24 protein-coding genes are annotated in these 26,574 nt (G+C 63.4%); 10 read left to right on the top strand and 14 right to left on the bottom strand.

Features of this window, described 5'->3' with window-relative positions; genetic code table 11:
- Window positions 1–79: 79 nt before the first annotated feature.
- On the bottom strand, window positions 80–310 hold the full coding sequence (locus tag GYH35_RS00380) for a hypothetical protein (protein ID WP_161814192.1): 231 nt from the start codon (window positions 308–310) through the stop codon (window positions 80–82).
- 178 nt (window positions 311–488) lie between these two features.
- Window positions 489–920, bottom strand: coding sequence for a hypothetical protein (locus GYH35_RS00375; RefSeq protein WP_161814193.1), 432 nt, complete (start codon window positions 918–920; stop codon window positions 489–491).
- Between the two features lie 109 nt (window positions 921–1,029).
- On the opposite strand from GYH35_RS00375, the gene GYH35_RS00370 reads away from it, so the two are divergent.
- Entirely contained in the window at window positions 1,030–1,992 is a 963-nt protein-coding gene (locus tag GYH35_RS00370) for a Gfo/Idh/MocA family protein (RefSeq protein WP_161814194.1), read from the top strand.
- On the opposite strand, the gene GYH35_RS00365 is transcribed toward GYH35_RS00370, so the two are convergent.
- Window positions 1,961–3,226, bottom strand: a complete 1,266-nt coding sequence (locus tag GYH35_RS00365; RefSeq protein WP_161814195.1) for a hypothetical protein — start codon at window positions 3,224–3,226, stop codon at window positions 1,961–1,963. The genes GYH35_RS00370 and GYH35_RS00365 overlap by 32 nt on opposite strands.
- A gap of 283 nt (window positions 3,227–3,509) precedes the next feature.
- Between GYH35_RS00365 and GYH35_RS00360 the strand changes: the two genes are divergently transcribed.
- On the top strand, window positions 3,510–4,646 hold the full coding sequence (locus GYH35_RS00360; RefSeq protein ID WP_161814196.1) for an adenylate/guanylate cyclase domain-containing protein: 1,137 nt from the start codon (window positions 3,510–3,512) through the stop codon (window positions 4,644–4,646).
- 76 nt (window positions 4,647–4,722) lie between these two features.
- Here the strand turns inward: GYH35_RS00360 and GYH35_RS00355 are convergent, their stop codons facing one another.
- The 6 genes from GYH35_RS00355 to gspC all read right to left on the bottom strand — a co-directional run bounded on the left by GYH35_RS00355 (window position 4,723) and on the right by gspC (window position 11,935).
- Complete coding sequence (locus tag GYH35_RS00355; protein WP_202623998.1) at window positions 4,723–5,427, bottom strand: UdgX family uracil-DNA binding protein; 705 nt, start codon at window positions 5,425–5,427, stop codon at window positions 4,723–4,725.
- A gap of 106 nt (window positions 5,428–5,533) precedes the next feature.
- Window positions 5,534–5,809 (bottom strand): hypothetical protein, encoded by a 276-nt coding sequence (locus tag GYH35_RS00350; protein ID WP_129645829.1) that lies wholly within the window; start codon window positions 5,807–5,809, stop codon window positions 5,534–5,536.
- Between the two features lie 144 nt (window positions 5,810–5,953).
- On the bottom strand, window positions 5,954–7,171 hold the full coding sequence (gene gspF, locus GYH35_RS00345) for a type II secretion system inner membrane protein GspF (protein ID WP_161814198.1): 1,218 nt from the start codon (window positions 7,169–7,171) through the stop codon (window positions 5,954–5,956).
- A gap of 39 nt (window positions 7,172–7,210) precedes the next feature.
- On the bottom strand, window positions 7,211–8,743 hold the full coding sequence (gene gspE, locus GYH35_RS00340; protein ID WP_161814199.1) for a type II secretion system ATPase GspE: 1,533 nt from the start codon (window positions 8,741–8,743) through the stop codon (window positions 7,211–7,213).
- A 34-nt stretch (window positions 8,744–8,777) separates the two neighbouring features.
- A complete protein-coding gene (gene gspD, locus GYH35_RS00335) occupies window positions 8,778–10,934 on the bottom strand; it encodes a type II secretion system secretin GspD (RefSeq protein ID WP_161814200.1) in 2,157 nt (718 codons plus the stop codon).
- 53 nt (window positions 10,935–10,987) lie between these two features.
- On the bottom strand, window positions 10,988–11,935 hold the full coding sequence (gspC, locus tag GYH35_RS00330; RefSeq protein ID WP_161827348.1) for a type II secretion system protein GspC: 948 nt from the start codon (window positions 11,933–11,935) through the stop codon (window positions 10,988–10,990).
- 438 nt (window positions 11,936–12,373) lie between these two features.
- On the opposite strand from gspC, the gene clpS reads away from it, so the two are divergent.
- On the top strand, window positions 12,374–12,691 hold the full coding sequence (clpS, locus tag GYH35_RS00325; RefSeq protein ID WP_129645834.1) for an ATP-dependent Clp protease adapter ClpS: 318 nt from the start codon (window positions 12,374–12,376) through the stop codon (window positions 12,689–12,691).
- Window positions 12,692–12,812: 121 nt separating this feature from the next.
- Window positions 12,813–15,101: an ATP-dependent Clp protease ATP-binding subunit ClpA gene (gene clpA, locus GYH35_RS00320; protein WP_161814202.1), complete on the top strand. Its 2,289-nt coding sequence runs from the start codon at window positions 12,813–12,815 to the stop codon at window positions 15,099–15,101.
- Window positions 15,102–15,180: 79 nt separating this feature from the next.
- Here clpA and infA read toward each other — a convergent pair whose 3' ends face one another.
- The 4 genes from infA to trxB form a co-directional block, all read right to left on the bottom strand.
- Window positions 15,181–15,399: a translation initiation factor IF-1 gene (gene infA, locus GYH35_RS00315; RefSeq protein ID WP_116810962.1), complete on the bottom strand. Its 219-nt coding sequence runs from the start codon at window positions 15,397–15,399 to the stop codon at window positions 15,181–15,183.
- A 180-nt stretch (window positions 15,400–15,579) separates the two neighbouring features.
- Entirely contained in the window at window positions 15,580–16,320 is a 741-nt protein-coding gene (gene aat, locus GYH35_RS00310; protein WP_161814203.1) for a leucyl/phenylalanyl-tRNA--protein transferase, read from the bottom strand.
- Between the two features lie 3 nt (window positions 16,321–16,323).
- On the bottom strand, window positions 16,324–17,469 hold the full coding sequence (locus GYH35_RS00305) for a GNAT family N-acetyltransferase (RefSeq protein WP_161814204.1): 1,146 nt from the start codon (window positions 17,467–17,469) through the stop codon (window positions 16,324–16,326).
- A gap of 116 nt (window positions 17,470–17,585) precedes the next feature.
- On the bottom strand, window positions 17,586–18,557 hold the full coding sequence (gene trxB, locus GYH35_RS00300) for a thioredoxin-disulfide reductase (protein WP_161814205.1): 972 nt from the start codon (window positions 18,555–18,557) through the stop codon (window positions 17,586–17,588).
- A gap of 325 nt (window positions 18,558–18,882) precedes the next feature.
- Between trxB and GYH35_RS00295 the strand changes: the two genes are divergently transcribed.
- From GYH35_RS00295 to GYH35_RS00270, 6 genes are all read left to right on the top strand, one after another.
- Window positions 18,883–21,204, top strand: coding sequence for a DNA translocase FtsK (locus GYH35_RS00295; RefSeq protein WP_280178321.1), 2,322 nt, complete (start codon window positions 18,883–18,885; stop codon window positions 21,202–21,204).
- A gap of 8 nt (window positions 21,205–21,212) precedes the next feature.
- Entirely contained in the window at window positions 21,213–21,857 is a 645-nt protein-coding gene (lolA, locus tag GYH35_RS00290) for an outer membrane lipoprotein chaperone LolA (protein WP_161814206.1), read from the top strand.
- A 5-nt stretch (window positions 21,858–21,862) separates the two neighbouring features.
- A complete protein-coding gene (locus tag GYH35_RS00285; protein ID WP_161814207.1) occupies window positions 21,863–22,270 on the top strand; it encodes a VanZ family protein in 408 nt (135 codons plus the stop codon).
- 47 nt (window positions 22,271–22,317) lie between these two features.
- Window positions 22,318–23,550: a replication-associated recombination protein A gene (locus tag GYH35_RS00280; RefSeq protein ID WP_161814304.1), complete on the top strand. Its 1,233-nt coding sequence runs from the start codon at window positions 22,318–22,320 to the stop codon at window positions 23,548–23,550.
- Window positions 23,551–23,612: 62 nt separating this feature from the next.
- The gene (gene serS, locus GYH35_RS00275) at window positions 23,613–24,893 is read left to right on the top strand and encodes a serine--tRNA ligase (protein ID WP_161814208.1); all 1,281 of its coding nucleotides are present in this window, start codon (window positions 23,613–23,615) and stop codon (window positions 24,891–24,893) included.
- Between the two features lie 40 nt (window positions 24,894–24,933).
- Window positions 24,934–25,707, top strand: coding sequence for a phytanoyl-CoA dioxygenase family protein (locus GYH35_RS00270; protein WP_161827347.1), 774 nt, complete (start codon window positions 24,934–24,936; stop codon window positions 25,705–25,707).
- A 111-nt stretch (window positions 25,708–25,818) separates the two neighbouring features.
- Here the strand turns inward: GYH35_RS00270 and GYH35_RS00265 are convergent, their stop codons facing one another.
- Window positions 25,819–26,490, bottom strand: coding sequence for a Bax inhibitor-1/YccA family protein (locus tag GYH35_RS00265; protein WP_161814210.1), 672 nt, complete (start codon window positions 26,488–26,490; stop codon window positions 25,819–25,821).
- Window positions 26,491–26,574 lie beyond the last annotated feature (84 nt).

Here is a 26,574-nt window from a genome sequence, read left to right as displayed (position 1 = left end):
TCTACAGTGGGCTCGCGCCGCCGTTTTTGCACCCGAATTTACCAGGGGGAAAACCCTCAAGGCGGCGTCGGGCCGACAGCTAACGGCGGCTGACGCGTTCCCAAGCGTTGGCGCGCTCGAAGGAACCGCTGTTGTAAGGGTCGAAGCCATGCTTGGTCGCCTTATCGGCGTGAATGCCGCGCTTGGCATCGCCTACTGAAAGCGGACGTTTCACGGGCGGAGCGGGGCTGTCGGAGATGCTGGGCGCGATCCGCGCCGGCCGCTTCGCCTCTTTGCCCTTCCGGCCGCCGAATAACCGAGCGAGCCACATGCGCGTACTTCCCCAGCGAAAAGTGTAAAGAAAACCAACAGAATCTTTTTAATATCAAACGCTTGCAGCCTACACGCCAGGCTTTGGCCGGGGGCTGTTTTTCATTGGGAAGTGTGACCCGCGTCACGCATCCCTGTGACGAATTTCGCGCACGCGCGCCGTGCGGATTCGGCCGCGCTCAATCGTTGCCCATGCGCGGCTCGACGCGGGCGGGGCGACCTGCCGGGCGCTTGGCTTCCTTTTTAACGGGCGCGCGGCGCGGAGGCGGCGGTTCATCCTCATCGAGCGGCTCGCGCTCGACCTCATCTGCCTTTACACCAATGAAGACCGCGCGCAGCAGATAGATGAGCAGCACCGGGCCGAGCGCGATGCTCCAGGCGCGGCCGGAGCCGTCGGCCAGGTCGCCGAAGAAGTCGACGTAGAAGGTGCTCAGGCCTGCATTCTCACCATACGGCCCCATCAGCGCGCCGCCGACCCAGAAGATCAGCGCGGGCAGCAGGAACAGTCCGAATGCAAGCCACAGGCTCGCGAAAATCAGCTCGAAGCGCAGTCGACGAGTACGGCGCTGCTCGTCGGAGACATCGTCATCGGTGTGGGCTGCGGCGTTCATGCGGGCCTGTATGGATGAAGTGGCGCGCATATTGGCGACTAGTCCGGACGCCCGCAACGGCTAATATCGCATTCTTTAGCCACTTTAATTTCTCCGGGGCTCGAGTCGAATGTCAGAAGCAACCCACGCCGCACCGCTGCGCACCGCCGTCATCGGCGTTGGCTATCTCGGCCGTTTCCACGCGCAGAAGTACGCGCAGATTGCGGGTTCGAAGCTGGTGGCCGTGGTGGATGCAAATGCCGAGGCCTGCGCCAAGGTCGCGGCCGAATTGGGCACGAAGGCGGTGCCCGACTATCGGGAACTGTTCGGCGCCGTCGACGCCGTGAGCCTCGCGGTGCCGACACCGCTGCATCATGCGATCGGCTGCGAGCTGCTGAAGAACGGCATCGATGTGCTGATCGAGAAACCCATCGCGACGAGCGTTGCCGAAGCACGTGAGCTCGTCGACCTCGCGCGCACTCACAAGCGCATCCTGCAGGTCGGACACCTCGAGCGTTTCAATCCGGCGGTGCTGGCCGCCGCCGAGCGATTGCAGACGCCTCGCTTCGTCGAATCGCATCGGCTCGCGCCGTTCAAACAGCGCGGCACGGACGTGAGCGTGGTGCTCGATCTGATGATCCATGACATCGACTTGATCCAGGAGCTGGTGGGCACGCCGATCGAGCACATCGACGCGGTCGGTGCGACGGTGTTCTCCGGCGAGATCGACATCGTCAACGCGCGCCTGCGCTTCCAGGGCGGCTGCGTCGTGAACACGACGGCGAGCCGCATCAGTCTCAAGCAGGAGCGCAAGATCCGCATCTTCCAGGACGACGCCTATCTGTCGGTCGACATGCAGCAGAAAATCCTGACCGTGATCCGCAAGAAGGACGCGGCGCCGGTGGAATCGCCCGCGCAGGTCTCGATCGAAGAGCAGAACTTCGATCAGGGCGATGCGCTGCTCGCCGAGATCGAGGCGTTCCTGAAAGCGGTGCGCGAGCGAAGCAAGCCGGTCGTCACCGGCGAAGATGGACTGCGTGCGCTCGAGACGGCCATGAAGATCACGGCCCTGGTTCAACCAAAGGTTTCATGAGCCGTTCCCGCTGCAGCGACTGCAGCGGCTTGCCGGCGACCTGCTGCGCGATCTCTTGCAGTTGAATGAGGCTGATCTCGCCGCGGTCGGCCGCAAGTTTCCGCGCCACGTCATCGAGGCTCGCCGCGCCGCCGGTCAGCGAGCGAATCTCCGCATCGACCTGTTGAAACACCAGCACGGCGCGCGCCGTCGTCGGGCCGCTCGAGCTCTTGGCGAAGAGCGTCGGCGCGCGACGCGCCCATTTCTTCAAATTATCCATCGCCTGCTCGTAGCGCTTCTGGCCGATGCCGCCGGAGCGGCGCAACGTTTGAATGGAGTAGAACTCGGCGAGGCCCTCGACGATCCAGTCGCTCTCGTTATCGCCACGAATGCCTAGCGCCACGTGCACCAGCTCATGCAGCAGCGGGCTCGTGCGGTTCTCGCTGATCAGCGGGCGGTCGGAGTGCAGAAAGATCGAGCCGGGACCGGACAAGCCGCCGCGCCACATCGGATCGCCCGCCGAAACGATCAACACGCGCTTCGGAAACTCCGGAAACACATCGAGCAGTTTCGGCAGGTTCCAATTGATGAAGGCGAGGGCGTCCTGCCGGCGCGCGCTTTCGCCTTCGGGCGCGGCGATCACGGTATTCACCTGCTGAATGCGCTCGCTGCGCACGCCGATCTTGCCGACCAGCATCCACCCTTCGGGCTCATCGAAACGCCGCTTCGGATCGTCGACGCGAAAGCTGTGCTCGCCGGCGGAAGGATAGGGGGTCTCGGCGGACCAGCCTTTCGGCAAGTCGAACGCAAGCGTGGTGCGCGAACGAAGATTGCGAGCTGCGGTGACGCGCGTGCTCGGTACCAGCTTGTCGCCGCGAAACAGCGCCCAGTCCTGGGTGATGTAGGAGTCGTAGCTGCCCGAGGAGCGCTGGTGCTTCACCTCGAACTCATAATGCAGGCTCGACTGCTTGCCCTGCGGGCGCCACACGATTTCCTCGGGCCCCACTTCCAAAGGATCCTTGGAGCGGAAGTTTCGATAGCGCCTGGGGTCCGCGCGCAGCACGACCTTGCTCGGCAGCTTCTCGCCTTTCAGCTCGAGCTCGACCTCGGCGTGCTCGACCCCCGCCTTGAAGTTCGCGCGATAGGTGGCGTCGTAGTAGGCGACCTTGGCGGCGGACGCGACGTTCGCCATTGCCAGCGACGCCAGGGCCAGCACCACCGTCGGCCAGCGCAGTCCCGTCAATGCAGAAATCAAGCGTGCATCCTGTCGAGAGCGATATATCCGGAAGTTTACGGTTTTTGACAGAACTCGGGGTTGGGCAGGCGGGTTTGGCGTTAGTTGCACAATGTCGGTAGGATGCGACGCTAAACCAATGTCATTACGCATTTTCCGTCGCGCGTAAGCTGCGGGCCGTGCCGTGTGACATGCCCTGATCGTCGGGCCGAAACAGATGGGCTATCCCTGGCTACCCCGGGAAGCCCTTGCCGAACGCCCGCAGACGATGGGGACGAGCAGTGACCACGAGGAACTACGGACGATGTCCGCGACCCTGTCCGCGACATATAGAACATTGTTGGTGAGCAGCTCCGAGGCCGCCCGGAGCCTGCTCGAACGGTTGCTCGATAGCTCGGACATCGTCATCGACGATGTGGTCGAGCCCGACCAGGTCATCGTCAGCGTGGCCAGACGCGCGCCCGATCTGATCGTCCTCGATGTGGAGGCCGCCGCTGCGACCACGCTCGCGCGCGTGTGCGGCGTGTTGAAAGCCAATCCGACGACGTTGCTGGTGCCGCTCGTGGGACTCGCGAAATCCTCCAAGCAGCGGCTGCTCGCGTTCGAGGCGGGCGTCGATGACTTTCTCACTCAGCAGGTCCGGCGGGAAGAGTTTCTGGTGCGCGTACGCTCGTTGCTGAAGGCGAGCGCGGCACGCCGGCAGCTCGCGGCCGAGCAGCTGGCGGAGGAGGTGAAGCGTCGCGAGCTCATTCGTGCCGCGTTCCGTCGTTACATCTCTCCCAAGCTCGCCGATCAGATCCTCGCGAGCCCCGAATTGCTCGATACGATGTTCGCCGGCACCCACAAGCGCACGCAGGTCGCGGTCATGTTCGCCGACATGCGTGGCTTCACCGCGCTCTCGGAGCGGCTGAATCCTGAAGCGGTAGTCGAGCTGCTGAATGAGTTCTTCAAGCTGCTGACCGACATCACGTTCGAATACGAAGGCACCGTGTTCAGCATGGCGGGCGACAGCTTGCTGGTCGGCTTCGGCGTGCCGGTCGCGCAGGAAGATGGCGCGGAGCGTTCGATCCTCGCCGCCAAGCTGATGCTGGAGAAGTTCGCGGAGCTCGCGCATCGCTGGACGGAACGTTACGGTGTGGAGACCGGGCTCGGCATCGGCATCAACGTGGGCGAGGTGATCGCCGGCAACGTCGGCTCGCCCGCGTACATGAACTACACCATCATCGGCGACACCGTGAACGTCGCCTCGCGCCTCGGTCAGCGCGCACGCGCCGGTGAAATGTTGTTCTCGGATGCGGTCAAGAATCTGCTCGACAAGCGCGGTGTCGATGTCGGCGCGATGCCGTTGCCGTCATTGGTCTTGCGGGGTCGCTCGAGCCCCATCGGCATCTTCTGCGTGCCGACCAGCACCAGCGAGCGGGTGGACTTCCGTCCGAACTGATGAGGCCGGCAAAAGTCGCGCCTTTTGCCGGGCGTGTCGAAAGGGCCTTGGCCGCTTTCGACCATAGAAAATCCTCTCAAGCGGGCGCGTACTTGCGCGCCAGCTTCAAATCCTCGACGAACGCCTGGAACGCGCTGTCCCGATCTTCATCCGGGACTCTCAACAAGAATGACGGGTGCACCGTCACGATCACATCGGCGCCGATCTCGCTCGCCAACGACTGACCTTTGATGATGTGACCGCGGCTCTTGCCGATCGCGGTCGCCCGCCCGAACACCGCACGCGCCGCGGTCGCGCCCATCGCGATCACCAGGTCCGGCTCGATCAGGCGCAGCTCGTTGTCCAGCCAGTGCTGCTGGCAGACGGAGATCTCGTGCTCGTTGGGCTTCTTGTGAATGCGGCGCTTGCCGCGCGGCTCGAACTTGAAATGTTTGACGGCGTTGGTGACGTACGTTTGTGTGCGCTCGACGCCGGCTTGCTCGAGCGCGCGATCGAGCAGCTTGCCCGCAGGACCTACGAAGGGTTTGCCGGCGAGATCTTCTCGGTCACCGGGTTGTTCACCGATCAGCACGATGCGCGCAGTTGCGCGACCTTCACCGAAGACGGTCTGCGTTGCGTTCTTCCACAGCGGGCAGGCGCGGCAATGCTCGGCCTCTTCACGCAGTGCTGTCAGAGAGCGCGCCGTTGGACGCGCGATCGGTGCCGGCGATCGCAATTCGCGTGCGCTTTTTTTCGCCGGCGCGCGACGCGTCGTTCGCGTCGATGGAGTGGGGTGGATCATGCCGTGCATCCGTCCATGCAGCTGTTCGAAAGCTGGAACGGGCGCGTGATCGCGCGGGTTCCGACACGATTGTCGGAACGTCAGACGATTGCGGGCAGCGGCGTGTCTATTCTTCTTCGTCGAGCGAGGGCGTGTCGTCGTCCGCGCCATCGCCGTCCATGCCGATCTCGTAGTCGTCGAAATCAGACAGCTGCGCGGCGGTCTCGCGCTCCTCGCGAATGCGTTCGAGACGCCGCCATGCCGGCTCTCCGGCCTTGGCGACGTTTTTCTTACGCTTGTCGATGTCGGCGATCAAATGATCGACATCGAGGTCCTCGGACTCGACGGCACCGCCGTCGTCCTCTTCTTCATCGAACTCTTCGGATTCCGGCTTCTCAGTCATCGACTGCGATCCCGCAACTTGCCGCAGCGCCCCAGGGTGTTACGGCGCGAGTATATAGAGGGAACGCGGGCCGCTAGCAATAGCGTCTTTGCGGATTCGGTGAACCAGGTCCGCCCGGGACTGCCGGACGGCGCGCGAACCGGCTCACTTGATCAGTGTGTTGAGCTGGAAAATCGGCAGCAACATGGCGAGCACGATCAGCAGCACCATGCCGCCCATGAACAGGATCATCAACGGGCCGAGCAGACCCACCGCGGTGGTCAGGATCGAGTCCATCTCGCGTTCCTGGTTGGTTGCCGCGCGATCCAGCATGGTCTCCAGCTCGCCGCTCGACTCGCCGCTGGAGATGAGGTGAATCATCATCGGCGGAAATATTTTCGAGGAGCCGAGCGACTTGCCGATCGGTGCGCCTTCGCGCACACGGGTCGCCGCATCCTGAACGGCATCGCGCATCGGCAGGTTGGTGACCACTTCGCCCGAAATGCGCATTGCTTCCAACACTGGCACCGCACTCGAGGTCAACGTGGAGAAAGTGCGTGCGAAGCGCGCGGTGTTCGAGCCACGCACCACTTTGCCGAACACCGGCAGGCGCAGCAGTACTGCGTGAAAGCGACGCCTTGCGTTTGGATCGCGCAACCAACGCTTAAAGAGATAGCCGACCGCGAACCCGACCAGGATCAGCAGCCAGCCCCAGTCGCGCAGGAAGTCGGAGATCCCGATCAGCACCTGCGTGAGCATGGGCAGCTCGGCCTTGGAGTTCTCGAACTGCTTGACGATCTTCGGCACGACGAAGGTCAACAACAGTGCGACGATCGAGATACACACGATGAACAGCAGCACCGGATAGAGCATGGCGTTGATGGTGCGGCTACGCATCTGCTCGCGGTTCTCGGTGTAATCGGCAAGCCGCTCGAGCACGGTGTCGAGATGGCCCGATTGCTCGCCGGCCGCGACGGTTGCGATGTACAGCTCGGGAAACACGGTGGGGAAGTCCGCCAAGCCATCGGCCAGCGTGTGACCTTCCATCACCTTGGCGCGAACGGCCATGACGATGCTGCGAACTCGCGGCTTCTCGGTCTGCTCGGAAACCGCGGCGAGCGCCTCTTCCAGGGGCAGTCCGGAGCGAACCAGCGTCGCGATCTGTCTCGTGAGCAGCGACAGATCGCTTGCGGACACGCCGCTGCCGAAGGAGAAGCGAGCGGTGCGCTGCTTCTGCTCGCGCTGTGTGACTTCATTGACCGTGAGCGGTAACAACGCCTGATCACGCAGCAGTTGGCGAACCTGCCGTGCGGTATCGCCTTCCAGCACGCCTTTGCGTTCGCGACCCGAAGCGTCGACCGCGGTGTATTCGAAAGCGCTCAAGGAAACTCCCGGCCCGAGTAATTAATCAAGCAAGCGCGCTCAATCCTCGCGCGTGACGCGCAGGACTTCCTCGACGGTGGTCACGCCCGAGAGCACTTTGGATCGGCCGTCGTCGCGGATGCTCGGCGTCAGCGTGCGCGCGTAGCGCTCGAGCTCCTGCTCGCTTGCGCCATCGTGGATCATGGTGCGCATGGTGTCATCGACCAGCACCAGCTCGTGGATGCCGGTTCGACCCTTGAAGCCCTGGGCCGCCTCATCTCCCGGCCGATACAGCGTGGGCGAGGGGGCGCCCTCGGGCACGTTGAGCAGACGGCGCTCGTACTCACCGGCCGGATATGCTTCGCGCGTGTCTGGATTCAGCACGCGCACCAGTCGCTGCGCGAGCACGCCAATCAAGCTCGATGACAAGAGGAAGGGCTCGACGCCCATGTCACGTAGACGCGTGACCGCGCCAACCGCGGTATTGGTGTGCAAGGTCGAGAGCACCAGGTGGCCCGTGAGTGAGGCTTGCACGGCGATGTGCGCCGTTTCCAGGTCACGAATTTCGCCGATCATCACCACGTCCGGGTCCTGACGCAGAATGGCGCGCAGGCCGCGCGCGAACGTCATTTCGACCTTCGTGTTCACCTGGGTCTGACCGATGCCGTCGATGTAATACTCGATCGGATCCTCGACGGTGAGAATGTTTCGGGTGTTGTCGTTGATGCGCTCGAGCGCCGAGTACAGCGTCGTGGTCTTACCGGAGCCGGTCGGACCGGTGACCAGAATGATGCCGTGAGGCTTGTGGATCAGCTCATCGAGCAGCTTCTGCGAGCGCGGATCCATGCCGAGCGCATTCAACTCGAGCCGACCCGCCTGCTTGTCGAGCAAACGAAGCACGACGCGCTCGCCGTGGCCGGCGGGAATCGTCGACACACGAACGTCGACCGCGCGACCTGCGACACGCAGCGAGATACGACCGTCTTGCGGCAAACGCTTCTCGGCGATGTCGAGCTTCGACATGACCTTGATGCGCGAGACGACGAGCTGCGCGACCGCGCGCTTGGATTGCAGTACTTCGCGCAACACGCCATCGACGCGGAAGCGCACGACCAGTCGGTTCTCGAACGGCTCGATGTGAATATCGGAGGCGTTCTCCTTGACCGCCTGCGTCAGGATGGCGTTGATCAGTTTGATGATCGGCGCCTGATCGTCGCTTTCCAGCAGGTCGGAGGGCTCGGGCAGGTCCTGCGCGAGGTGGGCGAGGTCGGTGTCTTCTTCCACACCCGCGCCCGCGACTTGCATCGCTGAGTTTCCCGCCTCGTATTGCTGTCTCAGCAGCTGATCGAACGCATCGGCATCCACGCGGCGCAATTGCAACGGCACCCCGAGCACGCGTCGCACTTCGGCGATGGCGGCGGGCTGCGCGCCGGCGCGGTACACGGCTTCGGCCGATGTTTCATTCACCTTCTGCACGAGCACGCCATGGCGCTTGCAGAACGCGAACGTCAATAGAGCGGCGGCCGATGCAGCCGCTGTGGGGGCGGGCGTCGCGCCACGCGCAACGACCGTAGTGTCAACTTGTGCGCTCATGACAATACCTTGTCCTCAAGAGAGAGCGAGCCGATCACGGCTTTGGCGGCGGCGTCTGCTCCGGCAGCGGTTGAGGCTGCGCCGGCGGCTGCTCCTCGGGATTCGTGCCCGGCGCCGGCGCTGCCGCGCCTGCGGTCGGGTCGGCGTATTTCGCGAGGTCCTCGATCGGCGGCAACAACGGTTGCCGCTCGCCGGGCAGCAGCGTCACCTTGCCGCCCTTCTTACGCTGCAGCTGTTGATCGCGCAGCACGTTGTACTTGGCGCTGGTCGTGATGGCCGCTTGCACGCCATCGCGCAGGATGGTCGGACGGATGAACACCATCAGATTGCGCTTTTCCTTCGAGCCGTTTCGAGTCTTGAACAACTCACCGATGATCGGAATATTGCCGAGGATGGGTACGCGCGCCTCGCCCTCGTTCACGGTATCGGTGATCAGGCCGCCGAGCACGATCATGCCGCCGTCCTCGACCAGCACCGTGGTGGAGATCGTGCGCTTGTTGGTGATCAAGTCGACCGCGCCCGCCACGCCCTGCGTCAGGTTCGAGTTCTCCTGTTCGATCTTCAACTGCACCGCCGTGCCTTCGTTGATCTGCGGCGTGATCTTCAGGATATTGCCGACCTCTTCGCGCTGAATGGTCTGGAACGGATTGACCGAGCCCTGATTGGTCGTGCCGGTGTTGGTGTACTGGCCGGTGATGAACGGCACTTCCTGCGCGACCTTGATCTCGGCCTCTTCGTTATCGAGCGTCGTGATCGAAGGCGTTTGCAGAATGTTGCTGCTGCCATCGTTACGCAGCGCGCGTAACAGCACGGCGAAGTTCAGTCCGCCGTCTTCGATCATGCCCGCGCCGAGCGTGAGGCCGCTGGGCAGTCCCACGTTGCCGGATTCCAGCACGTCCGGATTGATGATGGCGGAGGCGAGGCTGCCGAGGCTGGTGCCGCCGACATCCTGGTTGAAGGTGCCGATCGGAATCGTGCTGCCTTCCTCTTCGCTGAACACGGCCCAGTTGACACCGAGCTCGGCGGCGCGCGACTGGGTGATTTCGACCAGGATGGCCTCGAGGTGCACCTGCGCGCGACGGATGTCGAGCTTATCCACCACACCCAGGATCTGCCGCATCATCTTTGGCGCGGCGGTAATGACGAGGGCGTTGGTTTGTTTGTCCGCCCAGATCGTCGTGTTGCGATCCTGAGCCGCGGCCGGACCTGCCGCGCCGCCTGGCGCGCCCGGGGCGCCCGGCGCGGCTTGCGTGATGCCGGTGACCTGTTCCTTGAGCTTGCCGGCGAGCTGCTCGGCGTCGGCGTAATTCAAATAACGAACCTGCGTGTCGCCGCCGGATTCGAGCGGCGTGTCCAGGTGCATCACCAGGCCCTTCAGGCGCAGGCGCTGACCTTTCTCGCCGGAGATCAGCACGCTGTTGGTGCGATCATCGGCCACGAGCTTGGCCGCCATGCCCGGTGCCTCGCCTTGTTGTTGCGCGCCTTGTGAGAGCGTGTTCACGACGCGCACGATGTCCGCGGCGCTCGCATTCTCGAGACGGACGATTTCGATTTCTTCATCGCCGCCCTGATCCAGGCGCTGCACGATGCGCATGATGCGCGCGATGTTGTTGGCGCGGTCCGAGACGATCAGCATGTTGGAGGCGGGGTAGGCGACCAGGTGGCCGTTCTGCGGGATCAACGGACGCAGCACAGGCACCAGCTGCGCGGCATTGATGTTACGAACCGAGATGACCTGCGTGACGACCTCGTCCGAGTTCGGATTGACGCTCGCGGGCAGATCGTTGCCCGGGATCTGACGCGCATTCGCATCGGGAAGAATCTTGATGTTGTCGCCGCTCGGCACCGCGATGAAGCCATGCACCTGCAGGATCGACAGGAACGTCTGATAGAACGCATCGGGCGTCATCGGCGTCGAGGAGCGGATCGTCACCTGCGCGCGCACGCGCGGGTCGACGATGAACGTCTTGCCGGTGATGGTCGCGACCGCGTCGATGATTTCGGTCAGCTCGGCGTCGCGAAACGCCGGCGTGATCGTCGCCTGCTGCGAAGGCGGCTGCTGCTGTTGTTGAGCGGTCGCCGAAACGCAGGTCAGCAGACACGTCATGGTGAGTGCGAGCAGACCGGAGCGCTTGCCGCTGAGCACGCTCGCCGGCTTCCTTGCGGCTGGGTTGGTTGCAGAAATCGTCATGGACGGTCCTTGACTACGCAAAGTCAGACGTTCGTTCTTGGAAACGCGGCCGCTCATTCGACAGGCGGCTGCGGTGTATTCGGGCGTTGCGTCGGGCGCGGCGGCTGGCCGCCGTTGGCGTCGGGCAGATTGATCTGCGCCATGTTCAGCGACAGATCCTGCGTCTGGCCGTTGCGCTCGACCGTCACATTCACCTGGCCGGCGCTGCCGATGGTGTTGAAGATCTCCGCGCCGCGCTGGGGATCGTCCAACGGCGTGCCATTGATCGCCAGTATCAGATCGCCCGGCACCAGCCCCAGCTTGCTGAACTGGGCGCGGTTACGGCCGGGGTAGACCCGATAGCCCCGCTGCACGCCATTGGCGAACACCGGCTGCGGCCGGATGATTTCGGCAAAAGCGCTCGGATTGGTCTCGGCCATGCGCCGCAGGTTTTCCGCGACTGGATTCTGCTGGGGCGACGGCGGGCGATTGATGACCAGCGCGGCGGAGTTGCGCTTCGGCAATGCCAGGGCCTCGAGGTTGCCGCCGCGATCGAGGATCACCTTGTCGATATACACCGAGTGCAGCTTGAGGCCGGGCCGGACCATGCCGCCGACCGCGAAGACCTTCGCCCCTTGCGCCGACTCGCCGATGATCGCGAGACCCTTGGCGGGATCCTCGGAGGCGAAAACCGCCGACAGCACGAGGTTCGCCTGCGACGCCGGGGCATTGGCCGCATCGGGCGCGGCCGGGGCCTCCGGCACATCGAACAGGTGCGCGTTCACGATGGCCTGAATGTCGACGCCGCTGCGCACCGGGGCCACGTTCATCGGCGGCGGGGCGGTGACGGGTTGCGGTTGCGGGCCGCGATCCAATAACAGCCAGGTGAGCTGAACCAGTTGCCAGGCAATGGCGATCACCAGCACCACCATCACGACCTGCGGCGCGGTACGCGACAGCCGGTCGAGCCACTGCTGCGGCGTGAGGTCCTGAAATTCGTGCAATTTTGCGGACAGCGGCATCGTTCGAATACGCGACCAAGTTAGGCGACCGAGGTTCTCATCGACCCTATTCGCAGACCTATTCGCAGCCAGGAGCGGATCAGTGCTGGCCACGCGTCAGGTCCGGCGACGGCGGCCTGACATGACATGATACGGAGTGGCGTTAGTTTGTCACAAGAGATTGTTCCCATTGATGAAAACACTGTCGCAAATGCCCGAATCCGTAATCCGGGGGTGACAGCGCCCGCCGACGCTGAAAGCAGCATCGATCTTAGTCCGCGAGCTTGGGTGACGTCGTGACGCGACGCCGCGTCCGGCCTTGCGCCGTGAGGCCGGGACACCCGCTGCGAACCGCGTTTGGACCGCCATCTGGGGCCGAAGTGCGGTGCGTCGGATGCTGCCTTGTATTGTCTTGGGTTCCCCCATATAAAGAGTGCGAACTGGTAGCGCGCTAAGTTGATGACGGAAGAGAGCACACGGCATGAGCGGGAACTGGTCGCCGAGGAAGCCGAGCCAAAGCTCAAGCGGCCTCCGTTGTATCAGGTGGTCCTGCTGAACGACGACTACACGCCCATGGAATTCGTCGTGGACGTGCTGGAACGCATCTTCGGCATGGATCGCACGACCGCGACGCGCGTTATGCTTGAAGTGCATACCAAGGGCAAAGGGGTGTGCGGCGTCTTCACCTTCGAAATCGCCGAGACCAAGGTCGCACAGGTGACCACATATGCGCGTCAGCACCAGCATCCTCTGTTGTGCACGATGGAAGAAACGTGAAGAGCTTCACCGCATCCGCTCGTGCCCCTGTCACGCTGGAAACCGTCAGCAGCCCGGGCCCGAACCTCCGACCCAGGCGGCGGTCCACTCTTTAGTTGGTTAGGTATTTGAGAGTCAGTCCGTGTTAAGCAGCGAACTCGAAATCTGTCTCAACGAGGCTTTCCAGTCGGCGCGCGAAGCGCGGCACGAGTTCATGACCGTGGAGCATCTGCTGCTCGCGATCGTGGACACGCCGAAAGTCCGGGAAATCCTCCGTGCCTGCGGCGCCGATGTCGCTCGGCTGCGCAAGGACCTGAAGGATTTCATCGATCAAACCACACCGCGGTTAAAGGATGATGACGATCGCGAGGTGCAGCCGACGCTGGGCTTCCAGCGCGTCCTGCAGCGCGCGGTGTTCCACGTGCAATCGAGCGGCAAGAAGGAAGTGACCGCGGCCAATGTGCTCGTGGCGATTTTCAGCGAGAAGCACTCGCACGCGGCCTACCTGCTGTCCATGCAGGACGTGGCGCGTCTGGACGTGGTCAATTACATCTCCCATGGCCTCTCGAAGATCGCCGAGGACCGCCCGGACAAGGAGGAATCCGCACCGGGCACCGAGGCCGAGCGGGGCGAGCCCGATGGCGGCACCGCGCTCGAGAAGTTCACGACCAATCTGAACAAGCAGGCGATGGAAGGGCGCATCGATCCCTTGATCGGTCGCAAGACCGAGATCGAGCGCACCGTCGAAATCCTGTGCCGTCGTCGCAAGAACAATCCGCTGTACGTCGGTGAAGCCGGCGTCGGCAAGACCGCGATCGCCGAAGGCCTCGCGCGCATGATCATCGAGGACAAGGTGCCCGAGGTGCTCTCCGACAGCACCGTGTATTCGCTCGACATGGGCGCGTTGATCGCCGGCACCAAGTATCGCGGCGATTTCGAGAAGCGCTTGAAGAGCGTGCTCAGCGAGTTGAAGAAGAATCCCGGCTCGATCCTGTTCATCGACGAGATCCACACCGTGATCGGCGCGGGTGCGGCGTCCGGTGGCGTGATGGATGCGTCCAATCTGATCAAGCCGGCGCTCGCGAACGGCGAGCTGCGCTGCATTGGCTCGACGACCTATAGCGAATACCGCGGCATCTTCGAGAAGGATCACGCGCTCGCGCGTCGCTTCCAGAAGATCGACATCGTCGAGCCCACGGTGCCCGAGACGATCGAGATCCTGAAGGGCCTGCGTTCGCGCTTCGAAGAGCATCACAACGTGAAGTATGCCGATGACGCGCTGGCGTCGGCGGCCGAGCTCGCCGCTCGCCACATCAACGATCGGCAGCTGCCGGACAAGGCCATCGACGTGATCGATGAGGCGGGCGCGCGTCTGCGCCTGAAGCCCGAAGGCGAGCGCGAGACGATGGTGACGACGCAGATGATCGAGGACGTGGTGGCGCGCATCGCGCGCATCCCGCCGAAGAACGTCTCGACCTCGGACAAGGACGTGCTGAAGAACCTCGAGCGCAACCTGAAGCTCGTCATCTACGGCCAGGATCCGGCGATCGAGTCGCTGGCCTCGGCGATCAAGATGTCCCGCTCGGGCCTCGGCGATCAGCGCAAGCCCGTGGGCTCGTTCCTGTTCGCCGGTCCCACCGGCGTCGGCAAGACCGAAGTCACCCGCCAGCTCGCCATTGCCCTGGGCGTCGAGCTGATCCGCTTCGACATGTCCGAATACATGGAGCGCCACACGGTGTCGCGTCTGATCGGCGCGCCTCCGGGCTACGTGGGCTTCGATCAGGGCGGCCTGCTCACCGAGGCCATCAACAAACATCCGCACTCGGTGCTGCTGCTCGATGAAATCGAGAAGGCGCACCCGGACGTGTTCAACCTGCTGCTGCAGGTCATGGACCACGGCACGCTCACCGACAACAACGGCCGCAAGGCGGATTTCCGCCACGTGGTCATTGTGATGACGACCAACGCGGGCGCGTTCGAGATGAACCGGCCCTCGATCGGCTTCACGCAGCAGGATCACGCCACCGACGGCATGGAGGCGATCAAGCGCATGTTCACGCCGGAGTTCCGCAACCGCCTGGACGGCATCATCCAGTTCAACGGCCTGGATCCGCGCACCATTCAGCGCGTGGTCGACAAGTTGCTGGTGGAAGTGGAGGCCCAGCTCGAGCAGAAGGGCGTGCAGCTGCACATCGACGACTCTGCGCGCGAGTGGATGGCCAAGAAGGGCTACGACCCGAAGATGGGTGCGCGGCCGATGGCTCGCGTGATCCAGGAGGCGATCAAGCGGCCGTTGGCGGAGGAGCTACTGTTCGGCCGGCTGGTCGGCGGCGGTCACGCATTCGTGACGGTCGGCCCGGACGACAAGCTCAAAGTCGAAGCGCGCGCGGATACCGAGCAGGCGCTGCTCGAGGTGGATCGGCAGCCATAGTCGCTGCCGGTCATTTGCGGAGAGCGGAATATCGACAGCGCGCGGATGCGTCTGTCGAACAAGAACCTTTTGGGCCGCGTCAGCGGCCGCGGTACACGATGCGGCCCTTGGTCAGATCGTAGGGCGTGAGCTCTACGGTGACCGCGTCGCCGGTCAGGATGCGGATATAGTTCTTGCGCATCTTTCCCGAGATGTGCGCAATCACGGTGTGGCCGTTGTTCAGCTGCACCTTGAACGTGGTGTTCGGCAACGTGTCGATCACACGGCCTTCCATCTGAATCGCATCTTCTTTCGACATGCACTCTCGATCACTATCCGGCAGGGCCCGCCGGCAAGGCGCGCGAATTGTGCATAAAGGCCCTAGTCAATGCAATTGAGGGCAGCTCCCGCACGTCCATGTGCCCGCTGCATTCGGGCATCCTGCCCAGCACCGATCCCTATTTTCGGGATCCGGCCGCGATTCGCCGCCATCAGTTCGTCATACGTTCGCCGGCCCCGCTTCGTTCCCGGCCGGGGCCGGGACTTCGTTCCAGAGGGCGGGCTCGAAGGGGCCGCCGAGGTGCTCATCCAGGGCCTGGGTGAAGTCCGCTCGCGGGATCATCTGCGCGCCCAGGCTCATCAGGTGAGGGGTCGACATCTGGCAGTCGATCATGTGGAAGCCGCGCGAAATCAGCTCCTCGCAGAGCCGTTTGAGCGCAACTTTGGAGGCATCTCGCTCCGTGCTGAACATGGATTCGCCGAAGAACATGCGCCCGAGCGCGACGCCATAGAGGCCGCCGACCAGCCGGTCCTCGAGCCAGGTTTCCACCGAATGCGCAAAGCCCAGCTTGTGCAGCTTGATGTAGGCGGCGCGCATTTCCGGCGACAGCCAGGTGCCGCCGGGACGCAGTTCGCTGCTGCCACAGGCGCGCACCACGTCGCGAAATGCCGTGTCGATGCGGGTGACAAAGCCGCGATTCCGGCTTGATTTGGCGAGACTGCGCGAGACCTTGAGCTGCTCGGGCATCAGCACCGCGCGCGGGTCCGGACACCACCACAGGATGGGCTGACCGCGCGAGTACCAGGGAAAGATGCCGCGTCGATAGGCGGCGAGTAGTCGCATCGGCGACAAGTCGCCACCGGCCGCGAGCAGGCCATCCGGTTCGACCAATGCCCGGTCAACCGGCGGAAAGGCATCCGGGGAGTCGTGTTCCGAAAGCCAGACAATCGAGCCGCGCATGGGTCAAGGCCCTCGGTGGTACGGCGTATGTTCCTCGACCTGCAGGATATATTGATCGATCGCCGCGCGCTCATCATTTAGATAGTGGTCGATGGCGCGACGGAAGCGCGCATCGGCGATCCAGTGCGCCGACCACGTCGTCGTCGGCTCGAAGCCGCGCGGCACCTTGTGCTCGCCTTGCGTGCCGGGCTCGAAATGCTTGAGTCCCTGCTCGATGCAGTACTCGATGCCCTGGTAGTAGCAGGTCTCGAAATGCAGGCTGTGGAAGTTTGCGGCCGCGCCCCAATAGCGCCCGTACAGCACCTCATCGCCGCGAAAGAAAATCGCGGTCGCGATCGGGTGGCCCTGATACTCGGCGAGCTTGATCACGACGGACTGCGGCATCACGGCCGAGACGCTCTGGAAGAACTCGACGTTCAAATAATGCTCGTGGCCGTGCGATTCGAACGTTGCGGCTGAGAATCCAAACACGATATTCCAGAGTTTCGCGTCCATCTCGGCGCCGGTGAGCGTGCGAAACGTCACGCCGCCTTCGCTGACACGGCGACGCTCCCGCAATGCTTTCTTGCGCTTGTCGGAGCGGAACGTCGCGATGAAGTCATCGAATGTTTGGTAGTCGCGGTTGTGCCAGTGGAACTGGCAATCCTTGCGCCACAGGTAACCTTCATCACGCAGCGACGCGCGATCCGCATCGTTGAGGAACAACAGATGCGCCGATGACATGCGTTCGGACTTCGCATACGTCAGTAGCTCGGTGCTCAAGCGTGCGCGCACCTCGGGGGATGCGCCCGGCGCGAGCAACAAGCGAGGCCCGGTCGCTGGCGTGAATGGCGGCATGCTCACGAGTTTCGGGTAGTAGGAGAGGCCCGCCTGGTCGTAAGCGCGCGCCCAGCTCCAATCGAAGACGAACTCGCCCCACGAATGACTCTTGCGATACAGCGGCACGGCCGCGACGAGCTGGCCGTGGTCCTCGAGCAGCAGATGATTGGGCAGCCAGCCGGCCGCTTTACCGACGCAGCCGGCGCGCTCGAGCGCGAGCAGGAACTCGTGCCGCACGAACGGGTTGCCCCCGAGCGCCAGCGCATTCCATTGCGCGGCGGGGATGCGATCGATGCTGTTGACGATGCGCGTTTGCAGGGAGGCTGCCATTGCGCCGATCTTACCGATCAGCCGGGCGAGGGCGCGCGTCGGCGCTTACGCTCACGATCGAGCCACCGAACGCCTCATTGCGAACGAGGCGCTCGATGGCTTCAGCGCGTGCCACCTCAAGCCTTGAGTTTGGCTGCATCGATCTGGTCGAGATACTTGTCGGCGTCGAGCGCCGCCATGCAGCCGGTGCCGGCGGAGGTGATGGCCTGGCGATAGACATGATCGGCGACGTCGCCTGCGGCGAACACGCCGGGCACGCTCGTCTGGGTCGCGTTGCCGGTGATGCCGGACTTCACGATCAGATAGCCGCCCTTCATTTCGAGCTGCCCTTCGAAGAGCTGCGTGTTCGGTGCGTGGCCGACCGCGACGAACATGCCGGTGACTTCGAGGTCCCGCTTCGGGCCGCCCGCGACAGGCGCGATGCGCACGCCGGTGACGCCACTGTCGTCGCCGAGCACTTCATCGACATGGTGATTCCACACGATCGAAACCTTGCCGGCCTTCTCGCGTTCGAACAGATGATCCTGAAGAATTTTTTCCGAGCGCAGCTTGTCGCGTCGATGGACCAGCGTGACGTGCGAGGCGATGTTCGATAGATACAACGCTTCTTCGACCGCGGTATTGCCGCCGCCGATGACCGCGACTTTCTGGTTCTTGAAGAAGAAGCCGTCGCAGGTCGCGCACGCGGACACGCCGCGGCCCCGGAAATTCTGCTCGGACTCGAGTCCCAGGTACTTCGCGGTCGCGCCGGTCGCGATGATCAGGGCATCGCAGGTGTAGGCGCCACGATCGCCCTCGAGCCGGAACGGACGCTGCGAGAGATCGACGCTATTGATGTGGTCGTTCACGACTTCGGTGTTGAACCGCTCGGCGTGCTCGCGCATGCGCTCCATCAGCTTGGGTCCGGTGAGGCCGTGCGGATCGCCCGGCCAGTTGTCGACCTCCGTGGTGGTCATGAGCTGGCCGCCTTCCTCGAGGCCGGTCAGCAGCAGCGGCTTGCGATTGGCGCGCGCGGCATAGACGGCGGCTGCATAGCCTGCGGGGCCCGACCCCAGAATGATCAACCGGGAGTGGCGGGGAGTGCTCATGTATGATTCACCTTCACGATCCTTAAAGCGTCGACGCGAGAGTTCTGACAATCTGTGAGGGCGACGGCCGCGAATAGCAACGCCGCGCGGTTCATCCGCGAAGTCCGCCCGCCCCACAGGCCGGTCAAGGGGCGCAATGGTATGTAATGCACCCTGCGGCCGCCAAATAGACGGGCTCGATGCCGGTCATCGACGGACAACGCCCGCCGGTCCGCCCATGCTGTACGTTCAGGGTTTGGCTCAACCGGCCAGGCCCGAGTTAATGTATATTCGATATCAGTGGTTTACGAAGCTTTTCTTATGCAATTGGTTGGGGTGAATCGATTTGGCCAGTAGGGCTGAGGCTCGCAAGGGATTCGAGTTGGGGTCCACCGTCGTGCGCTCGTTGCGCGAGGGTGCGCTGTGGGTGTTCGGCGCGCTCGCACTGATCGTGCTGGCCGCGCTCGCGACCTACGACCGCCACGATCCATCGTTCGCGACGACCGGCGAGCCGGGGCCGATCGCGAACATCATCGGTCCGTTGGGCGCGCACCTGGCGGGCCTGCTGGTGCTGCTGTTCGGCGCGCCCGCGTTCCTGTTCCCGGTGATGATCGGGTTCGCCGGCTGGCTGCTGTATCGGGATCGCAGCCAAGACGACGCTCAATCGCGCGCGACGCTCGCGTTTCGCGGCTTGGGCTTTCTGCTGACGCTCGCGACCAGCTGCGGGCTTGCGAGCCTGCATTTCACCATTGCGAGCTATCCGGATTCGGCCGGCGGCGTGCTTGGCTCACTGGTCGGGCACGGGCTCGACTCGGGGCTGAGCTTCCTTGGCGCGACGCTCATGCTGCTCGCCTTGTGGCTCGCGGGCGTGTCGCTGTTCATCGGTCATTCGTGGATTCAGGTCATGGACGTGGTTGGCCGCGCGACGCTGCGGGCGTTCGAATGGCTCTCGGGCAGGCTCTCCACCGCGCGTGAGATCAAACAGGGCCGCGAGGTGAAGGAAGCGCGCAGCGAAGTCATTCGCGAAGAGAAGAAGCGCGTCGCCGCCCGTCCGCCGCCGAAGATCGAACCGGTCGCGCCCAAGGTCGAGAAGAGCGAGCGCGTCGAGAAGGAGCGCCAGGTGGCGCTGTTCGAGGCGCCGCAGTCGAAGGAACTGCCGCCGCTGTCTCTGCTCGACGATGCGCCGCCGCGCCAGCAGGGCTATTCGGCCGAAGCGCTCGAGGCCATGTCACGCCTGGTCGAGATCAAGCTGCGCGATTTCGGGGTGGAAGCCGAAGTGGTCGCGGTGAATCCGGGACCTGTGATCACGCGCTTCGAGCTGAATCTCGGCACCGGCGTGAAGGTCAGCCAGATCAGCAATCTCGCGAAGGACCTCGCGCGTGCGCTGTCTGCGATCAGCGTGCGCGTTGTCGAAGTCATCCCCGGCAAATCGACCGTGGGCTTGGAAATTCCCAACGAGAAGCGCGAGATCGTGACGTTGGGCGAGATCATCAAGTCCAAGGCTTACGATGACATGGCGTCGCCGCTCGCGCTGGTGCTGGGCAAGGACATCAGTGGCGGTCCGGTCTGCGCGGATCTCGCCCGCATGCCGCACTTGCTGGTCGGCGGTACGACGGGCTCCGGTAAATCGACCGCGGTCAACGCGATGGTGCTCTCGCTGCTCTACAAGGCCTCGGCCGAGCACGTGCGCCTGATCATGATCGATCCGAAGATGCTGGAATTGTCGGTGTACGAGGGCATTCCGCATCTGTTGGCGCCGGTCGTGACCGACATGAAGGAAGCGGCCAACGCGCTGCGCTGGTGCGTGGCCGAGATGGAGCGTCGCTATCAATTGATGGCCGCGCTCGGCGTGCGAAACCTCGCGGGCTTCAATCGCAAGATCAAGGAATCGCAGGAGGCGAAGGAGCCGATCCGCGATCCGCTCTTGATGAAGATGCTGGGTCCGGAAGGCGATCCGAAGGAAGTGCCATTCCTCGAGCCCTTGCCGTTCATCGTGGTCATCGTCGATGAGTTGGCCGACATGATGATGATCGTCGGCAAGAAGGTCGAAGAGCTGATCGCACGTCTGGCGCAGAAGGCGCGTGCCTCGGGCATCCACCTGATTCTCGCGACTCAACGGCCGTCGGTGGACGTGATCACGGGCCTCATCAAAGCAAACATTCCGACGCGTATCGCGTTCCAGGTGTCGGCGAAGGTGGACTCGCGCACCATTCTCGACCAGATGGGCGCCGAGGCGCTGCTCGGTCACGGCGACATGTTGTTCCTGCAGCCGGGTACGTCGGTGCCGGTGCGCGTGCATGGTGCGTTCGTGTCCGACTCCGAAGTCCATCGCGTCGTCGGCAGCCTGAAGGGCGCATCGCCGCCGTCGTATGTGGATGAGATCCTGAGGGGACCTTCCACGCCGATTCCTGGTCTGAAGGGAGAGGACGACGAAGGAGGCGAAGGTGGCGAGGGTTCCGATGGCGAGCAAGATCCTTTGTACGATCAGGCCGTGAAGATCGTGGTCGAATCGCGCAAGGCCTCGATCTCGGGCGTGCAGCGGCGTCTGAAGATCGGCTACAACCGCGCCGCGCGCATGATCGAGACCATGGAGGCGGCTGGCCTCGTCGGTCCGCTGCAATCCAATGGCTCGCGCGAAGTGCTGGCGCCGCCGCCGGCCGAAGAGTAGGGCGATCGATGCGCTTTTTGAACCTCGCCGCCGCATTGCTGCTCACGATGGTTGCTTGCCTGACGCACGCGGCCTCCGACGCCGCCGCCGGTCAGCAGAAGGTCGAGAGCTTTCTGCAAGGGCTGCAATCGTTACAAGCGCAGTTCAAGCAAACGCTCACGGATCGCAATGGGCTCACCGTCGAGGAAGCGAACGGCACGCTCGCGATTCGCCGTCCGGATCGGTTCCGCTGGGATTATCGCGAGCCGAACGAGCAGGTCATCGTCGCCGATGGCTCGCGCATCTGGCTGTACGACGCGGATCTGGAGCAGGTCACCGTGCGCAAGCTCGATGACACGCTGTCGGCGACGCCGGCCATGCTGCTCAGTGGTCAGGGCAATCTGCAGGACAACTTCAGCGTCACGCAGAGCTCGCAAGAGGGCGCAGTATTTTGGGTGCGCATGCAACCCAAGCGCGACGATACGGATTTCAAATGGGTACGCCTCGGCTTCGAGGGCAATGCGCTCAAGTTCATGCAGCTGGCCGACAAGCTCGGCCAGACCACGAACCTCGAGTTTTCACAATTGGAACGGAATCCTGCCCTCGATCCGTCACGATTCACCTTTACCGTACCGCCTGGCGCCGACGTGATCGGCGATACATCCAGGAACTGAGGTCCATGTTGACATTGCGATTTCCGAGGCTGTGGCTCGCCCTCGGCTGGCTGGCCGTTGGGCTGGCCATCCTGGTGTGCCTGATGCCCATCCAACAGCTGCCGCAGCCGCCGAACCTGAGCGACAAGAGCGAGCACTTCATCGCTTATCTGTTGCTCTCGACGTGGTTCGCGGGCATTTACCCGCGTGCGCGGTACTGGATCATTGCCCTCGGCCTGGGCGCTATGGGCGTGTTGATCGAATTCGCCCAGGGAGCCATGAGTTATGGGCGCCACGCCGACATACTCGATGTGTTCGCGAATTGCACCGGAGTGCTCGCGGGCCTGATGCTGTGCTGGTGGTGGCTCGGCGGCTGGGCGCAGCGCGTGGAGGCTCTGGTGGCATCGCTTGTGACCGGGACGCAGAAGTCGTGAACCTGCCATTCGAGGAAGCCGTCGATGCGCGACCGCTCGCGGATCGCATGCGTCCGGCATCGCTCGATGAATATATCGGACAGACGCATCTGTTCGGCCCCGGCAAGCCGCTGCGGCGCATGCTCGAAGGCGGCCATCTGCATTCGATGATTTTGTGGGGACCGCCCGGCACGGGCAAAACCACGCTCGCACGCCTCGTCGCTCAACAGTGCGATGCGCAGTTCATCGCGCTTTCGGCGGTGATGGCGGGCGTCAAAGACATTCGCGCCGCGGCCGAACAGGCGACGGAGGCGCGCCGCGCCGGCCGTCGCACGGTGCTGTTTCTGGATGAGGTGCATCGTTTCAACAAGGCCCAGCAGGATGCCTTTCTACCGTGGGTCGAAGATGGAACATTCGTGTTCGTCGGCGCGACCACCGAGAATCCTTCGTTTGAATTGAATAACGCGTTGCTGTCACGAGCGCGCGTTTATGTGCTGCGCTCGTTGACCGAGGCCGATATCCGGCAGGTGCTGGATCGGGCGCTCGCGAAGCAAGCGGGCACGGTCACGGCAGAAGATCGCGCGCTCGAACTGATGGCGAAGGCGGCCGACGGCGACGCGCGTCGCTCGCTCAACATGCTCGAGCTTGCGATCGATCTGGCCGCCGACGCGACACCGCCCGTCATCACGGAAGCCATCGCGAATGAAGTGGCCTCCGGTGGCTTGCGACGTTTCGACAAGCAGGGCGAGGCGTTCTACGACCAGATCTCGGCGTTGCATAAATCGGTGCGCGGCAGCGATCCGGACGCGGCGCTGTACTGGCTGTGCCGGATGCTCGATGGCGGCTGCGATCCTCGATACATCGCGCGCCGCGTGCTGCGGATGGCTTCGGAGGACATCGGGCTTGCCGATCCTCGTGGCCATACGCTGGCGCTGGAAGCCTGCGAGGTGTTCGAACGGCTCGGCTCGCCGGAAGGGGAGCTTGCGATCGCGCAGGCGGTCGTGTTTCTGGCCTGCGCGGCGAAGAGTAACGCCGTGTACAAGGCGTTCGGCGAGGCCATGCAGGATGCCAAAACCTTGGGCTCGCTCGATGTGCCGCTGCATCTACGCAATGCGCCGACCAAGCTGATGAAGTCGCTGGGCTACGGCAAGGACTATCGCTACGCGCACGACGAGCCGGATGCCTACGCGGCCGGGGAGAACTACTTTCCCGATGGGATCGAGCCGCGTCAGTACTACAACCCGGTTTCCCGCGGCATGGAAATCAAGATTGCCGAGGCGCTGGCCCGGCGCAAGAAATAGGCGGCGGCCCGGCGAATATCCAAGTGGTAGACTGCTACCCATTCAGTAGCACCCTACCTGTCATGCTAGACCCAAAACTCCTCCGCTCCGACCCCGACGCCGTTGCCGCGAACCTCGCGAAACGCGGTTTCAAGCTCGATGTGGCTCAGCTGAGCTCGCTCGAGGAGTCGCGCAAGAAATGGCAGGTGCGGGCGGATGAGCTGCGCAACGAGAAGAATGTCCACGCCAAGAGCGTCGGCAAGGCAAAAGCGCAGGGACAGGACATCGCGCCGCTGCTGAAGCAGGTCGCGACGCTTGGAGATGAGCTCACCGCGGCCGAAGCGGAGTTCGCCAAGGTGCAGGCGGAGCTCGAGAAGATCACGCTCGGCCTGCCGAACATGCTGCACGAGAGCGTGCCGGTCGGCGCCGATGAGACCGCCAACCTCGAAGTTCGTCGGTGGGGCGAGCCGCGCAAGTTTGCTTATAAGCCGCTCGATCACGTCGAGCTCGGCGAGAAGCTCGGCCAGATGGATTTCGCCGCCGCCGGCAAGATCTCCGGCGCGCGCTTCTCCGTGCTCACCGGCCCCCTGGCGCGCCTGCATCGTGCGCTGATTCAGTTCATGCTGGATCTGCACACCGGCGAGCATGGCTACCGCGAAACGTATGTTCCTTATCTGGTGAACGCGCAGTCGCTCACGGGCACCGGACAGCTGCCGAAGTTCGAAGCGGATCTGTTCGGCATCAAGGGCGAGTCCGGTCTGTATCTGATCCCGACCGCCGAAGTGCCGGTCACCAATCTGGCTCGTGACACCATCATCGAAGCGAACGAGCTGCCGATTCGTTACGTGGCGCACACGCCGTGCTTCCGGTCCGAAGCGGGTTCCTATGGCAAGGACACGCGCGGCATGATTCGTCAGCATCAGTTCGAGAAGGTGGAGCTGGTGCACCTGTCGAAGCCGCAGGATTCCTACGCCGAGCACGAGACGCTGACACGCAATGCCGAGGAAGTGCTGAAGCGGCTGAATCTTCCCTATCGCGTGATGGCGCTGTGCTCCGGCGACATCGGCTTCGGCTCGGCCAAGACCTACGATCTCGAAGTGTGGCTGCCCGGTCAGGATGCGTATCGCGAGATTTCTTCCTGCTCGAACTTCGAGGCCTTCCAGGCGCGGCGCATGCAGGCGCGCTGGCGCAATCCCGAGACCGGCAAGCCCGAGCCGCTGCACACGCTGAACGGCTCAGGCGTCGCCGCCGGCCGCGCGCTCGTCGCGGTGCTCGAGAACTATCAGGAGCCGGATGGCAGCATCAAGGTGCCCGAGGCGTTGAAGCCGTACATGGGCGGCGTGGATGTGATTCGGCGTCCATAACGAGCTGCAGAGATAGCCTGCTGTTGTAAGATGTTCCGCTATGCTGAACTCTCTGAAGTACTTGTCGAGATCCGCCTACTTCTTCCTGCGCCAGCGACGGTGGTTTAGCAAGTCAGACCTCGGTAAAGAGGAGCAGCAGTACAGCATCTACTCGACGATACGGCGGGAGGGCTTTACGGTCCTCGACGGATACAAATCCGCGGAGTGGTGCGAGCGCGCGCGCGCCGATGTCCTGAAGCACATGGCTGACCGCAGCGTCACGACGCCCCAGCTGGAAGACACTCGCATCGTCGGCGTTGAGAAACTTTCCCCGTATGCGCACGAATTCGCGAAAGACCCGCTTCTTCTGCGGCTTGCGGAGATGTACGCGGGCGGAGCGGAAACACTGTTCTACTGCATGGCTAACCACGTGACTTACCGTGGCGGTTATGGCAGCGGCGGTGAGTGGCACCGCGATAGCTTCCGGCGAGAATTGAAGGCCCTGATCTATCTGACCGATGTCACGGACGCGGATGGGCCGTTCGCCCTGGTCAAGCGCTCGAGCGGCAATGGGCGGATCTTCATCGACACCTTGCGCATGGCGCTGTGGGGCGTGAAAGACCCGACCCGCTTGAAAGATGCTGGCGAGCGCTTGGGCTATCACGCCATCCGCGCCAAGGCCGGCACGCTGGTCCTGTTCGACACCTCGGCGATCCACACCGGGATCCCGATCAAAGAGGGCCATGAGCGCCTCGCACTGACCAACTACTACGTAGCGACGAAGGACATCGAAATCCACCGCGCCTATTACCGTGACAAGGTGAAGATGCTTTAGAGACTACTTGCCGACGATCCGCGGCTCGTAACCGCGGATGTTCCATGGCTCAAACAAAAAGGGCGCTGCTTGTGGCAGCGCCCTTTGTCGTTTCAGACCTTGACGATGCGATCAGTCGTCGCTCGAGGCCGCGCCCAACAGGTGCAGCAGGCTCATGAACATGTTGTAGATGCTCACGTACAGCGTCAGCGTCGCGCGGATGTAGTTCGTCTCGCCGCCGTGGATGATGGCGCTGGTCTGATAGAGCATCAGGCCGGCCATCGCGACCACGAACACGCCGGAGACCACCAGCGACAGCGTCGAGAGCTGGAAGATCATCGCGACCAGGCCCAACAGGAAGGCGCCGATGATGCCCACCGTCAGGAAGCCACCCATGAAGCTGAAGTCCTTCTCGCTCTTGATCGCATAGGCTGAGAGGCCCACGAACGTCGCGGCCGTGATGCCGAGCGCCGTGGTCACGACTTGCGCGCCGTTCGGCAGGAACTTCAGATAGACGTTGACGATGGGGCCGAGCGTGAAGCCCAGGAAGCCGGTCAACAGGAAAATGAACAGCAGACCCATGGAGCTGTTCTCGGTCTTCGAGACGCCGAACAGCAGGCCGAAGTAGACGATCAGCGTGATCCACGGATTCAGCGGAGCCACATTGAGCATCATCGCGGCGCCTGCGGTCAGCGCGCTGAAGCCGAGCGTGGCCGCCAGCAACAGATAGGTGTTGCGCAGAACCTTGTTGGTCGCGAGCGCCGAGCCGCGGGTACTTGCGACTGTGCTTGGGTAAGAGGCCATGACTTTCGAACTCCTCCGGAATGTCGTCCAGTTGGACCGCGTTCCGTCCCGCGAGTTGCAGGCCGACGCGCCTTGCCCGGCATT

Source organism: Steroidobacter agaridevorans (genome assembly GCF_009932555.1).
GTDB classification, from domain to species: Bacteria; Pseudomonadota; Gammaproteobacteria; order Steroidobacterales; family Steroidobacteraceae; genus Steroidobacter; species Steroidobacter agaridevorans.
The sequence above is the reverse complement of the archived record's forward strand: the minus strand, read 5'-3'. Positions and strand labels throughout refer to the sequence as shown.

What these genes read in the sequence shown, in the direction of transcription:
- GYH35_RS00380 (WP_161814192.1), bottom strand. Translation starts at nt 310, where the DNA reads ATGTGGCTCGCTCGGTTATTCGGCGGCCGGAAGGGCAAAGAGGCGAAG.
- GYH35_RS00375 (WP_161814193.1), bottom strand. Translation starts at nt 920, where the DNA reads ATGAACGCCGCAGCCCACACCGATGACGATGTCTCCGACGAGCAGCGC.
- GYH35_RS00370 (WP_161814194.1), top strand. Translation starts at nt 1,030, where the DNA reads ATGTCAGAAGCAACCCACGCCGCACCGCTGCGCACCGCCGTCATCGGC.
- GYH35_RS00360 (WP_161814196.1), top strand. Translation starts at nt 3,510, where the DNA reads ATGTCCGCGACCCTGTCCGCGACATATAGAACATTGTTGGTGAGCAGC.
- GYH35_RS00355 (WP_202623998.1), bottom strand. Translation starts at nt 5,427, where the DNA reads ATGATCCACCCCACTCCATCGACGCGAACGACGCGTCGCGCGCCGGCG.
- GYH35_RS00350 (WP_129645829.1), bottom strand. Translation starts at nt 5,809, where the DNA reads ATGACTGAGAAGCCGGAATCCGAAGAGTTCGATGAAGAAGAGGACGAC.
- gspE (WP_161814199.1), bottom strand. Translation starts at nt 8,743, where the DNA reads ATGAGCGCACAAGTTGACACTACGGTCGTTGCGCGTGGCGCGACGCCC.
- gspD (WP_161814200.1), bottom strand. Translation starts at nt 10,934, where the DNA reads ATGACGATTTCTGCAACCAACCCAGCCGCAAGGAAGCCGGCGAGCGTG.
- gspC (WP_161827348.1), bottom strand. Translation starts at nt 11,935, where the DNA reads ATGCCGCTGTCCGCAAAATTGCACGAATTTCAGGACCTCACGCCGCAG.
- clpS (WP_129645834.1), top strand. Translation starts at nt 12,374, where the DNA reads ATGACGGAAGAGAGCACACGGCATGAGCGGGAACTGGTCGCCGAGGAA.
- infA (WP_116810962.1), bottom strand. Translation starts at nt 15,399, where the DNA reads ATGTCGAAAGAAGATGCGATTCAGATGGAAGGCCGTGTGATCGACACG.
- aat (WP_161814203.1), bottom strand. Translation starts at nt 16,320, where the DNA reads ATGCGCGGCTCGATTGTCTGGCTTTCGGAACACGACTCCCCGGATGCC.
- GYH35_RS00305 (WP_161814204.1), bottom strand. Translation starts at nt 17,469, where the DNA reads ATGGCAGCCTCCCTGCAAACGCGCATCGTCAACAGCATCGATCGCATC.
- trxB (WP_161814205.1), bottom strand. Translation starts at nt 18,557, where the DNA reads ATGAGCACTCCCCGCCACTCCCGGTTGATCATTCTGGGGTCGGGCCCC.
- lolA (WP_161814206.1), top strand. Translation starts at nt 21,213, where the DNA reads ATGCGCTTTTTGAACCTCGCCGCCGCATTGCTGCTCACGATGGTTGCT.
- GYH35_RS00285 (WP_161814207.1), top strand. Translation starts at nt 21,863, where the DNA reads ATGTTGACATTGCGATTTCCGAGGCTGTGGCTCGCCCTCGGCTGGCTG.
- GYH35_RS00280 (WP_161814304.1), top strand. Translation starts at nt 22,318, where the DNA reads ATGCGTCCGGCATCGCTCGATGAATATATCGGACAGACGCATCTGTTC.
- serS (WP_161814208.1), top strand. Translation starts at nt 23,613, where the DNA reads ATGCTAGACCCAAAACTCCTCCGCTCCGACCCCGACGCCGTTGCCGCG.
- GYH35_RS00270 (WP_161827347.1), top strand. Translation starts at nt 24,934, where the DNA reads ATGCTGAACTCTCTGAAGTACTTGTCGAGATCCGCCTACTTCTTCCTG.
- GYH35_RS00265 (WP_161814210.1), bottom strand. Translation starts at nt 26,490, where the DNA reads ATGGCCTCTTACCCAAGCACAGTCGCAAGTACCCGCGGCTCGGCGCTC.